Annotated in this window: 11 protein-coding genes and 1 tRNA gene; 8 read left to right on the top strand and 4 right to left on the bottom strand. The window is 49.9% G+C overall.

Going from position 1 to position 12490, the window contains the following annotated elements; all coding sequences use genetic code 11:
- Window position 1: 1 nt before the first annotated feature.
- Together leuC and leuD are read left to right on the top strand one after the other, a co-directional pair.
- Window positions 2–1402 carry a 3-isopropylmalate dehydratase large subunit gene (leuC, locus tag WBL83_RS19460; RefSeq protein ID WP_424590663.1) on the top strand — a complete coding sequence of 467 codons (1401 nt, stop codon included), beginning with the start codon at window positions 2–4 and terminating at the stop codon, window positions 1400–1402.
- 11 nt (window positions 1403–1413) lie between these two features.
- Window positions 1414–2019, top strand: coding sequence for a 3-isopropylmalate dehydratase small subunit (gene leuD, locus WBL83_RS19465; protein ID WP_424590664.1), 606 nt, complete (start codon window positions 1414–1416; stop codon window positions 2017–2019).
- A gap of 128 nt (window positions 2020–2147) precedes the next feature.
- On the opposite strand, the gene WBL83_RS19470 is transcribed toward leuD, so the two are convergent.
- The 3 genes from WBL83_RS19470 to trmB all read right to left on the bottom strand — a co-directional run bounded on the left by WBL83_RS19470 (window position 2148) and on the right by trmB (window position 4086).
- Window positions 2148–2864 carry a DUF2884 domain-containing protein gene (locus tag WBL83_RS19470; protein ID WP_424590665.1) on the bottom strand — a complete coding sequence of 239 codons (717 nt, stop codon included), beginning with the start codon at window positions 2862–2864 and terminating at the stop codon, window positions 2148–2150.
- 176 nt (window positions 2865–3040) lie between these two features.
- Window positions 3041–3367, bottom strand: coding sequence for a YggL family protein (locus WBL83_RS19475; RefSeq protein WP_064516156.1), 327 nt, complete (start codon window positions 3365–3367; stop codon window positions 3041–3043).
- Window positions 3367–4086, bottom strand: coding sequence for a tRNA (guanosine(46)-N7)-methyltransferase TrmB (trmB, locus tag WBL83_RS19480; protein ID WP_424590666.1), 720 nt, complete (start codon window positions 4084–4086; stop codon window positions 3367–3369). Before trmB ends, WBL83_RS19475 begins: the two co-directional genes overlap by 1 nt.
- 156 nt (window positions 4087–4242) lie before the next feature.
- On the opposite strand from trmB, the gene mutY reads away from it, so the two are divergent.
- From mutY to WBL83_RS19500, 4 genes are all read left to right on the top strand, one after another.
- Window positions 4243–5325, top strand: coding sequence for an A/G-specific adenine glycosylase (gene mutY, locus WBL83_RS19485; RefSeq protein ID WP_424590753.1), 1083 nt, complete (start codon window positions 4243–4245; stop codon window positions 5323–5325).
- Window positions 5326–5327: 2 nt separating this feature from the next.
- Window positions 5328–5600, top strand: a complete 273-nt coding sequence (locus tag WBL83_RS19490) for an oxidative damage protection protein (RefSeq protein ID WP_424590667.1) — start codon at window positions 5328–5330, stop codon at window positions 5598–5600.
- A gap of 60 nt (window positions 5601–5660) precedes the next feature.
- Complete coding sequence (gene mltC, locus WBL83_RS19495; protein ID WP_424590668.1) at window positions 5661–6737, top strand: membrane-bound lytic murein transglycosylase MltC; 1077 nt, start codon at window positions 5661–5663, stop codon at window positions 6735–6737.
- A 254-nt stretch (window positions 6738–6991) separates the two neighbouring features.
- Complete coding sequence (locus WBL83_RS19500) at window positions 6992–8245, top strand: nucleoside permease (RefSeq protein ID WP_424590669.1); 1254 nt, start codon at window positions 6992–6994, stop codon at window positions 8243–8245.
- 141 nt (window positions 8246–8386) lie between these two features.
- Here WBL83_RS19500 and WBL83_RS19505 read toward each other — a convergent pair whose 3' ends face one another.
- Window positions 8387–10522, bottom strand: coding sequence for an ornithine decarboxylase (locus tag WBL83_RS19505; RefSeq protein WP_424590670.1), 2136 nt, complete (start codon window positions 10520–10522; stop codon window positions 8387–8389).
- A 425-nt stretch (window positions 10523–10947) separates the two neighbouring features.
- Between WBL83_RS19505 and WBL83_RS19510 the strand changes: the two genes are divergently transcribed.
- Window positions 10948–11023: transfer RNA gene (locus WBL83_RS19510), tRNA-Phe, on the top strand.
- 681 nt (window positions 11024–11704) lie between these two features.
- The gene (locus WBL83_RS19515) at window positions 11705–12475 is read left to right on the top strand and encodes an ABC transporter substrate-binding protein (protein WP_424590671.1); all 771 of its coding nucleotides are present in this window, start codon (window positions 11705–11707) and stop codon (window positions 12473–12475) included.
- Window positions 12476–12490 lie beyond the last annotated feature (15 nt).

The following is a 12490-nucleotide window of genomic DNA, read 5'->3' on the forward strand; positions in this document are numbered from 1 at the left end:
CATGGCGAAGACGTTATATCAAAAATTGTACGATGCCCATGTCGTCTACGAAGCAGTGGATGAAACGCCGCTGCTGTATATCGACCGTCATCTGGTTCATGAAGTCACCTCTCCGCAGGCGTTTGATGGTTTGCGTGCGCATAAGCGCCCGGTGCGTCAGCCAGGCAAAACATTTGCCACCATGGACCACAACGTTTCTACGCAGACCAAAGACATCAATGCTTCTGGCGAGATGGCCCGTATTCAAATGCAGGAATTGATGAAAAACTGCAAAGAATTCGGCGTTGAGCTGTATGACCTGAACCATCCATTCCAGGGCATCGTCCACGTGATGGGTCCGGAGCAAGGTATTACTTTGCCAGGTATGACGATTGTTTGTGGTGACTCCCATACCGCCACCCACGGCGCATTTGGCGCGCTGGCATTTGGTATCGGGACTTCTGAGGTTGAGCATGTTCTGGCAACGCAAACCCTGAAACAGGGCCGCGCGAAAACCATGAAGATTGAAGTCACCGGCACCGCCGCACCAGGCATCACAGCCAAAGACATCGTGCTGGCAATTATCGGTAAAACCGGCAGCGCTGGCGGCACCGGGCATGTAGTGGAGTTCTGCGGTAGCGCGATTCAGGCGCTGTCGATGGAAGGACGTATGACGTTGTGCAACATGGCTATCGAAATGGGTGCCAAAGCCGGTATCGTTGCGCCAGACGAAACAACCTTCAACTATGTGAAAGGCCGTTTGCACGCACCAAAAGCTACAGACTGGGACGATGCCGTCGCCTGGTGGAAAACGTTCAGCACCGATGAAGGTGCAAAATTCGATACGGTTGTCACGCTGGATGCTGCTGATATCGCACCGCAAGTGACCTGGGGCACCAACCCAGGCCAGGTGATTTCGGTTACGGAAAATATCCCAAATCCAGAATCGTTCGCCGACCCGGTTGAACGCGCTTCCGCTGAAAAAGCACTGGCGTATATGGGCCTTAAACCAGGGATCCCACTGACCGAAGTGGCTATCGATAAAGTATTTATCGGCTCATGCACCAACTCGCGCATTGAAGATTTACGTGCCGCAGCAGAGATTGCCAAGGGTCGCAAAGTCGCACCAGGCGTGCAAGCGTTGGTCGTCCCAGGCTCTGGACCGGTAAAAGCTCAAGCTGAAGCTGAAGGCCTGGATAAGATTTTCATCGAAGCTGGATTTGAATGGCGCCTGCCAGGCTGCTCGATGTGTCTGGCGATGAACAACGACCGTCTGGAACCGGGTGAGCGTTGTGCCTCCACCAGCAACCGTAACTTTGAAGGCCGTCAGGGCCGCGGTGGTCGCACACATCTGGTGAGCCCGGCGATGGCAGCAGCAGCCGCTGTATCCGGTCATTTTGCTGACATCCGTACGTTGAAATAAGGGAAAACACCATGGCAGAGAAATTTATCCAACATACCGGCCTGGTCGTTCCGCTGGATGCCGCAAACGTTGATACCGACGCAATCATTCCTAAGCAATTTTTGCAGAAAGTGACTCGCACAGGTTTTGGTGCGCACCTGTTTAACGACTGGCGTTTTCTGGATGATGCAGGCCAGCAGCCAAACCCAGAATTCGTTCTGAATTTCCCGGAGTTTAAAGGTGCCTCGATTTTGCTGGCGCGAGAAAACTTCGGTTGTGGCTCTTCACGCGAACACGCACCGTGGGCGTTAACCGATTACGGTTTTAAAGTGGTTATCGCACCAAGCTTTGCAGATATCTTCTACGGTAACTCATTCAACAACCAGCTGTTACCGGTTACGTTGAGCGAAGAAGAAGTGGATGAGTTGTTCAAACTGGTTGCGGCAAATCCGGGGATCACATTCGTTGTGGATCTGGAAGCGCAAACGGTCAAAGCGGGTGAGAAAAGCTACTCGTTTAACATCGATACTTTCCGCCGCCACTGCATGTTAGAAGGGCTGGATAGCATCGGCCTGACGCTGCAACACGAAGGTTCCATTTCTGCTTACGAGCAAAAACAGCCCGCGTTTATGCGTTAATCATAATGGCGGGTGTTTCACCCGCCATTAGACTAATGACACAGCTTTTTTGTAGGTCGGGTAAGCGCAGCGTCACCCGACAAATGGTGGATGACGCTACGCTTATCTACCCTACAACGGCTAAAACCTTATTTTAATGTTTCGACCAGCCCTTTGCGCTGCCCTTCCAGCGTCACGACTTTGCTACAAACATCGCGGCCAAACTGCTCGAAATCTTTTTCCTGATTTTTCCACTCATTCTGCACTGCGGTCTGCAACCCACCGAGGCTACCCAACACGCCCTGCAACGGATTACCGCCACCTTTCAGAACGGCTTTAGCACCCATTTCATTGATGCTGTCCTGCAAGATGCCACCCATCGCTTGATTCACCAGTTGTTGCCCATCGGCACGCACCTGATCAATCGCTTTATAGTGGAACGTTAAACCATCCTGACGCGTTTCGATAATACGGCTCATTTGCTCTTTAAGCTGCGCATCCAGTTTTGTCAGGCGGCCACGCATATTGCTGCTCTCCCCAACTTCCTGAGCGATGACTTTATCCAGCGCGACACGGCCTTTTTCAACGCGGGTCAATGCGCCGTTGTTAATCCAGGGGAGATCTGTACGCAACGCTTGCTGATAATTCATCGCCAACTGGCGCTGCGTTGCGTTTAATGTGTGGGGTTTGCCGTTGAACTGCAGACTGCCGTCCGGGGCAATAACCAGATTACCGTTCTCACCAACAACCTGAACTGATTGCGGGCTGATTACCACGTCATCGCGAGGCGTGACGCTGCATTTATAGTCGGCCTGCGCCTGCATCGCGGTGAGCAGCAAAACGCCCATTAGAGCCTTACGAATCATAGTTACTCCTGAAAAAAAGGCCGGTTTTCACCGACCTGTTTATTCTGTCTATACCCAAAGATTTCGAGTTGCAGGAAGGCGGCGACGCAGTGAATCCCCAGGAGCTTACTTAAGTAAGTGACTGGGGTGAGCGAGGAAAGCCAACGCACATGCAGCTTGAAAGATTAGGGTAAAGATCAATCCCACCAGACATCAAACAGGTCGCTAGTGCGAACGTCTTCAGCCTTGTGATCTTCTAGCCATTTGCGCACCAGAGCCTGATGCTCTTCGGTGCATTTGCCGATTTCCTGCAGGCAAATTAAGCCTTCCCAGGAAAGGTGGCCGCCGCCATCAAAAGCCAGACCATTTTTATCGATAACTTCATCGATGAACTCATCAACGATTTTATCGATTTGTTCTTCGGAGGTGCCTTCAGGGAAACGCCATGCAACAGAGAACCCCACTTCCTGGAATTCGTCGATGTGCATTTTCTTACGCAAACGACGGCTACGATTAATTGCCATTACTTTACCCTCTCGAACATTAAGTCCCATACGCCGTGACCAAGACGATGGCCACGTTGTTCAAATTTGGTCACCGGACGCGAATCCGGGCGCGGTACGTAGTCGTTACTCTCAGACTGGTTCTGATAACCATCGATAGAGGACATCACTTCGAGCATGTGTTCGGCATAAGGTTCCCAGTCGGTTGCCATATGGAACACGCCACCCAGTTTCAGTTTGCTTTTCACCAACTCGGCAAACGGCACCTGAACGATACGGCGCTTATTATGACGTGCTTTGTGCCATGGATCAGGGAAAAAGAGCTGAACCATAGATAAAGAATTGTCAGGAACCATTTTTTGCAGCACTTCAACCGCGTCGTGGCACATCACGCGCAGGTTCTCAACGCCCTCTTCATGAGCGGTTGCAAGGCATGCCCCAACGCCCGGCGAGTGCACTTCAATGCCTAAAAAGTTCTGCTGTGGATTAGCCTTTGCCATTGCGACCAGTGACGTCCCCATGCCGAAACCGATTTCCAGCGTCACTGGCGCTTGGCTGCCAAACAGCCCGGCAAAATCAACCGGCGCGTCTTGATACTCAACGCCCATCACCGGCCAATAGTTTTCCAGTGCGTGCTCCTGCCCTTTAGTCAGGCGGCCCTGGCGGCGCACAAAACTACGAATCCGGCGCATTGCGCGGCCTTCTTCATTAAATTCCGGTGAGATGACGTCATTTTTCATGGTGTTCAGGCTTTGAGTTAGTGTTCGGGAAACGGGCATTATCCAAAGTTAATGATGAGAAGCAAGCACCAGAAAGTTCCGGTTTACAGTATGGAGTCGTCTGTGCTGGAATCAGCCCCCCTAATTTATATTTTTATCGGATGACCTGGCACAATGATACAAGCGCCGCAATTCGCCAACCAGGTTCTCGACTGGTATCAAAAATACGGGCGCAAAACCCTGCCATGGCAACTCGAAAAAACGCCTTATAAAGTATGGCTGTCTGAGGTGATGTTGCAACAAACGCAAGTTACCACCGTCATTCCTTACTTTGAGCGCTTTATGGATCGCTTCCCAACCGTGACCGATCTTGCCAATGCCCCGCTCGACGAAGTACTGCATCTGTGGACCGGTTTGGGTTATTACGCCCGTGCCCGTAATCTGCATAAAGCGGCACAAATGGTGGCGAATCAACACAATGGCGTGTTTCCGGAAACCTATGAAGAAGTGGCTGCGCTACCCGGCGTCGGGCGCTCGACTGCTGGCGCTATTCTTTCACTTTCACTGGGTAAACATTTCCCGATCCTCGATGGCAACGTAAAACGTGTACTCGCACGTTGTTACGCCGTGTCGGGCTGGCCGGGGAAAAAAGATGTTGAGAAGAAGCTTTGGGATATCAGCGAGCAAGTCACCCCAGCCAAAGGTGTTAGCCAGTTTAACCAGGCGATGATGGATCTGGGCGCGATGGTTTGCACGCGTTCGAAGCCAAAATGCGAACTTTGCCCGGTGAATAATATTTGTGTCGCTTATGCCAATAATAGCTGGGCGAGTTACCCAGGAAAAAAACCGAAGGTGACAATCCCCGAGCGCACCGGCTATTTCCTGATGATGCAGCATCAGCAAAGTATTTTGCTTTCTCAGCGTCCGGCGGTAGGTCTTTGGGGTGGTTTGTACTGCTTCCCACAGTTTGAGACAGAACAGCAGTTACGCGACTGGCTGGCACAACGCCAGATTCCAGCAGATAATCTCACGCAATTAACCGCATTCCGTCATACTTTCAGCCACTTCCATTTAGATATTATTCCGATGTGGCTCCCGGTGCTTTCATTTAGCGGGTGCATGGATGAAGGAACCGCTCTCTGGTATAACTTAGCGCAGCCTCCGTCCGTAGGACTGGCCGCCCCGGTAGAGCGTCTTTTACAGCAATTACACGCCGATCCGGTGGTACTGAAACCCGCCCGAGTCGTTGAAGAGGATTAATAATGAGCAGAACTATTTTTTGTACTTACCTGCAACGTGAAGCAGAAGGCCAGGATTTCCAGTTATATCCAGGTGAACTCGGCAAACGTATTTATAACGAAATCTCTAAAGAAGCATGGGCTCTGTGGCAGACCAAACAAACCATGCTGATTAACGAACGTAAAATGAGCATGATGAATCCAGAGCACCGCAAAGAGCTGGAAGCTGAAATGGTCAACTTCCTGTTCGAAGGCAAAGAAGTCCATATCGAAGGCTACACGCCGCCAGAAAAATAAAAATACAGGGGCCATCGGCCCTTATGCACAACACATCAAGCACAACGCATACACGGAACGATGAAAAAATTTCTCGCGCTAGCTCTGGTTGTCCCGTTGCTCATCTCATGTTCGAGCAAAAAAGAAGACTCCTATAACGAGGCTTTTGTTAAGGACACGAATGGTTTCGATATTTTGATGGGGCAATTTGCTCATAACATCGAGAATATTTGGGGCATGAAGGAAGTGTTGATTGCGGGTCCAAAAGACTACGTGAAATATACCGACCAATACCTGACCCGTAGCCACATCAACTTTGACGACGGTACGATTACCATCGAAACCATTGCCGGCACTGAACCTGCTGCGCACTTGCGTCAGGCGATTATCAGCACGCTGCTGATGGGCGATGATCCGGGCTCGATCGACCTCTATTCCGATGTTAACGATGTGGTTATCTCTAAAGAACCGTTCCTGTATGGCCAGGTTCTTGATAACACCGGTCAGCCGATTCGCTGGGAAGGCCGGGCATCAAAATTTGCTGATTACTTGCTACAAACACGCATGAAAAGCCGCAGTACCGGGCTGAAAATTGTTTATAGCGTGACTATCAATCTGGTACCAAACCACCTTGATAAACGTGCTCATAAATACCTTGGCATGGTGCGCAAAGCGTCGAAGAAATATGGCGTTGATGAATCCCTGATTCTGGCAATTATGCAGACCGAATCGAGCTTTAACCCGTATGCGGTAAGCCACGCAGATGCACTGGGTCTGATGCAGGTTGTTCAGCACAGCGCAGGGGTTGATGTCTTTAAATCACAAGGCAAATGGGGCAAGCCGAGTCGTAGCTACTTGTTTGATCCTGAAAGCAATATCGATACCGGTACGGCTTATCTGGCGATTTTGCAAGACAGCTATTTGAGCGGGATTGATAACCCAACCTCACGCCGCTACGCCGTGATCACTGCGTATAACGGTGGTGCGGGCAGTGTGCTTCGTGTGTTCAATAACGATAAGAACCGCGCCTACAGCATTATTAACAGCATGACGCCAGGGGATGTGTACCAAACACTGACCACACGCCACCCTTCATCGGAATCACGTCATTATCTGTACAAAGTGAACACCGCGCAGAAGAGCTATCGTCGTCGTTAATCCGCTGTTTATTGTGTCTCCTGCCACTCATTGTGGTGGCGGGAGATACCACTCCCCTGCGCTTTCCACGTTTTCTTGAGCAAAAAATGCAACCCCGGTCACTATTCTCGAATGTAACTTGAGAATGTTTTCATTTATTTGCTGAATGTACCAAAAATGCTCCCGCAGCACTGCTAATGTTACGATTACAACATATCGAAACGTATATGTTAGAAATGCAACATTGATGATCAAAATCCTGTGAGGAAATTTACATGAACCTTAAGCTGCAGCTTAAAGTACTTTCGTTTCTGCAGTTCTGCTTGTGGGGGAGCTGGCTGACTACACTCGGCTCATACATGTTCGTCACCCTCAAGTTCGATGGTGCGTCCATTGGCGCGGTATACAGTTCATTGGGTATTGCTGCGGTATTTATGCCCACGCTGCTGGGTATTATTGCGGACAAATGGATTAGTGCGCGCTGGATTTACGCAGCCTGTCATGTGGTAGGCGCCATCACCTTGTATTTTGCTGCACAGGTCACCACACCGAGCGCGATGTTCATTGTTATCCTGTTGAACTCACTCGCATACATGCCAACGCTTGGGCTGGTAAATACAATTTCTTACTATCGCCTGCAATCCGCAGGAATGAATATCGTCAGCGACTTCCCACCTATTCGTATTTGGGGAACCATCGGCTTCATTTTCGCCATGTGGGGCGTGAGCTTCTCAGGCTTTGAGTTAAGCCATATGCAGCTTTATATCGGTGCAACGCTGTCATTAGTGTTAGCGGTTTTCACCCTGACGCTGCCACACATTCCGGTTGCCAACGAACAGAAAAACCAAAGCTGGAGCTCAATGTTAGGGCTGGATGCCTTCGCACTGTTCAAAAACAAGCGCATGGCGATTTTCTTCATCTTCTCTATGTTGCTGGGTGCCGAGCTGCAAATTACCAATATGTTTGGTAACACCTTCCTCCACAGCTTTGATCAGAATCCACTGTTCGCCAGCAGCTTTATTGTCGAACATGCGTCAGTGCTAATGTCTATTTCGCAGATTTCTGAAACCGTATTTATCCTGACGATTCCATTCTTCCTGATTCGTTACGGCATCAAGAACGTGATGCTTATCAGTATCGTCGCCTGGATGTTGCGCTTCGGCTTGTTTGCCTATGGCGATCCAACACCAATGGGCACGATCTTGCTGGTATTGTCGATGATCGTCTACGGTTGCGCCTTCGACTTCTTCAACATCTCTGGTTCCGTGTTCGTGGAACAAGAAGTGAAGCCAGAGATCCGTGCCAGCGCACAGGGTATGTTCCTGATGATGACTAACGGGTTTGGTTGCATCCTGGGTGGGATTGTCAGCGGGAAAGTGGTGGAGAACTACACTACGGCGGGTATCACCGACTGGCAAAGCGTATGGCTGATTTTCGCTGGTTACTCACTGGTACTGGCCTTCGCCTTCGTCGCACTCTTCAAATATAAACACGTCAGAACACCAGCGGCCGTTCAGCCAGTCGCCTGATTGCTAAGATACGAGTTGCAATAACCTAAATAATTCGAGGTGCAGGCAGGCGACCAGACCGTAAGTCCCCAGGAGCATAGGAAACTATGTGACTGGGGCGCACGGGTGCAGTCAACGCACCTGCAACTTGAAGTATGACGGTTATTTTATCATGTAGCCGTACAGTCGCTTAATCCCATCCGCATCCGTTTCGCTATACACACCCTGCAATTCCGGCGAGAAGCCCGGCAGCATGTTCACACCTTCTTCCAGTGCAAGGAAATAACGCAGGGCAGCGCTGCCCCACACCTCACCCGGCACTACGCACAGCACGCCTGGCGGATATGGCAACGCGCCTTCGGCAGCAATACGCCCTTCTGATGCACTCAAACGCACCAGTTCGACGTTACCGCGAATAAACTCACTATTCGCATCCTGTGGATTCATGGCGACTGAAGGCAGGCTGGCTTTGCGGAACATCGCTTTTTGCAGATCCTTCACCGCAAAGCTGACGTAAAGATCGTGCATCTCCTGGCAAAGTTGACGCAACGTGTAGCCTTTGTAGCGTTGTGAATACTTCTGATAGATAGTCGGGAGTACGTCCGCCAATGGCGTATCGTCTTCAATATGCTGCTCAAACTGCGCCAGCATCGCCACCAGATGCGCCATTTTCCCGCTACTTTCAGCAGGCGTTAGCAAGAACAGAATCGAATTCAGATCCGACTTCTCAGGGACAATACCGTTCTCGCGCAGATAGTTTGCGAGGATCGCCGCAGGCACGCCAAATTTCGTGTATTGCCCGGTTTGCGGATCAATTCCCGGCGTGGTCAGCAGCAGTTTGCAAGGATCGACAAAATACTCATCCTGCGCATAGCCTTCAAAGCCGTGCCACTTCTCACCGGGTTCAAAGCTGAAGAAACGGCGTTCCTGTGCGATAAGATCCGTTGGATGATCCTGCCACGGTTTACCCGCAACCACGGGTGGGATAAACGGTTTGATCATCGTGCAGCTATTAATGATCGCTTTGCGCGCTTCGATCCCCTGCACCACACATTCTGCCCACAAACGGCGGCCACTCTCCCCTTCATGAATTTTCGCATTCACATCAAGGGCGGCAAAAAGCGGATAAAACGGGCTGGTAGAGGCATGCAGCATAAACGCATTATTCAGTCGCTTATGCGGGCAAAAACGCGCTTGCCCACGCAGATGGTTATCTTTTTTATGGATCTGGGAAGTCTGTGAGAAACCGGCCTGCTGTTTATGCACCGACTGAGTGACAAAAATACCCGGATCGTTCTCGTTAAGATCCAGCAGCAGTGGCGAACAGTCAGCCATCATCGGGATAAATTGTTCGTAACCGACCCATGCGGAATCAAACAGGATGTAATCGCAAAGATGGCCGATGTTATCCACCACCTGACGGGCGTTATAAATTGTGCCGTCGTAGGTACCAAGCTGGATAACCGCGAGGCGAAACGGGCGTTTCTCTTGCGCACGTTCAGGAGCCACTTCAGCGATCAATTCCCGCAGGTACTTTTCATCAAAACAGTGCGCATCAATACCGCCAATAAAACCAAACGGATTGCGAGCCGTCTCGAGATAAACCGGTGTTGCCCCAGCCTGAATCAACGCGCCGTGATGGTTGGATTTATGATTGTTACGGTCGAAAAGTACCAGGTCGCCCCGGGTCAGCAACGCATTGGTGACGACTTTATTCGCAGCCGAGGTGCCGTTTAACACGAAATAGGTTTTATCAGCGTTAAACACTTTGGCAGCAAACTTCTGCGCATGTTTGGCAGAGCCTTCGTGGATCAGCAAATCACCGAGTTTAACGTCGGCATTGCACATATCCGCGCGAAACAAATTCTCGCCGAAGAAATCATAGAACTGGCGCCCCGCAGGGTGCTTTTTGAAAAACTCACCGTGTTGGTGACCAGGACAGGCAAAGGTGCTGTTTTCCATCGCCACATATTTGGTCAGCGTATCGAAAAACGGCGGTAGCAGAGCATCTTCATAACCAGCGGCTGCCGTTTCCAGCTCCAGATAATCCTGCGCAGTACCGGTTATCAGCCCTGTGATGCCTTCTTGCACGCTAGAACCGCTATCAGCCGCTAAAAAAACAGGAATCGAAAAGCCGGTGCGTTTCAGTAATGCCAGAATACCGCTGCGGCTATCCGCCACAGAAAGGACGACGGCGGCGATATCGGTAAAGTCCGTGCTATCAAGCGCAACCACTTCACGATGTGTTTCAAGTGAGGCAACCACATCGTGGCTGGCGGCAATTTTCAAAGATTTCATATGCACAAATCCCAGAGGTCAAGGATGAGTGAGTGCCTTGTGGCACGGCAAAGGGAGCATTCCCCGGCGAATGTGTCTTGATGGTCTGATGGATAATACCCACTCCGACCGCCAGACATCAGTAAAACCAGGCATCACCTGATTTTACTGTTGTCCTGCAGTGAGCGTGCGTTGCCCTCACCGCATGGTGAGCAAGGGTCTTCGGGATACAGCAGAGCGCCATAGAGAGATGCTGGTAATCATTGACTATATACATCAATAAGCGCCCCGTTGCAGATATGTGAAATTTCGCGCAATCATGGCACCTTCTGCACCGCTGTTCAAGGCGACGCTGCTACCTGGAGCACACTATTCGTGCAAACGCACGGCATATTAATACAAAAGCGTTGACGCCAAACGGCCTTTACGGTTTAATGCGCCCCGTTGCCCGGATAGCTCAGTCGGTAGAGCAGGGGATTGAAAATCCCCGTGTCCTTGGTTCGATTCCGAGTCCGGGCACCACATTTAGAAGAACCCGCCTATGGCGGGTTTTTTGCTTTCTGGGGTTTGGACTCTTCATCGAACTACGTTCGATTATTCGTCGCATCCCTGCGACTCACCCCTTCGGGGCTAGCATAAATGCTATTCAAAAACGTTCCCGACGTTTTTGTCCGAGTCCGGGCACCACATTTAGAAGAACCCGCCTATGGCTAACGCCGTTCACTTAAGCCAATGAATTAGGGGAAATGCCGGGATTTGGTTCCCGGAGGGACGCCAAACCCGGTGGTCGCCCCGGAAATCTCGTTCTTAAACTAACGGCGTTACGCCTATGGCGGGTTTTTTGCTTTCTGGAGTTTGGACTCTCCATCGAACTTCGTTCGATTATTCGTCGCATCCCTGGTCATTAAGCACTATCGATAAACCGGCATATTCCATATTTATCCCGTGGGTATTTAACTGTTAATTTAATCAATATATTACCTGCTTAATATTTAATATAAATAAACCACATTCATTCCCATTCACGGTATTAAATAATATTTAATGCTGTAGATAGTTTTACTTACGTCAGTGTCACATCCGAAATTATAAGAAAAAAATAGGGATCAAGTAAGATATTTACTGGCGGAAACAGTAACGTCATGTTAATTAATTTATGTGTGAATAATAATTTCACCTGCGCACCTCCCCTCGGAGATAAAAATGAAAAAACATATTCTCGCCTCACTGATACTCGCATTTTCAGGATTAAGTCATACTGTTTACGCCCAGCAAATCTTACGTCTGGGTGTCGACCCAACGTTTGCGCCGTTTGAATCGAAAGCCACTGACGGCTCACTTCAGGGGTTTGATATTGATTTAGGCAATGCAATCTGCGCACAGGCGAAAGTGACTTGCCAATGGGTAGAAATTGGATTTGATGCAACCATTCCTGCGCTGAATGCGAGGAAGTTTGATGCGATTCTTTCAGCCATGGCAATGACTGATAAGCGCCGTGAACAGGTCGCATTTAGTGACATGCTGTATAACACTCCGAATGCGCTGGTCGCACTGAACAGCAGCACACTGAGCAAAGATATGGCTTCACTACGGGGCAAAAACATTGGCGTAGCACAGGGCACTATTCATGAAACCTATGCCAAAGACAAATGGGCATCGGAAGGCGTCAATATCATCTCCTACGCCAATCAGATGGAGATTTATCCTGATCTGGTTTCCGGGCGCCTTGATGGCAGCCTGACCAATATTGTCTCCGCCGAGCAGGGCTTTCTTAACCAGCAACAAGGCAAGAATTTTGCGGTAAAAGCCATTATTGTCGACAATAAAGTATTTGGTGAAGGCACCGGTATTGCATTACGAAAAGACGATAACCAGAACTTGCAATTAATTAACCAGGCACTGGCAGAGATGCATAAGAATGGTACTTATGATCGTCTGGCGAAAAAATATTTTAATTACTCGGTTTATCCATAAGGAAATAAATCATGA

Source organism: Buttiauxella sp., from assembly GCF_049686335.1.
Taxonomy (GTDB): domain Bacteria; phylum Pseudomonadota; class Gammaproteobacteria; order Enterobacterales; family Enterobacteriaceae; genus Buttiauxella.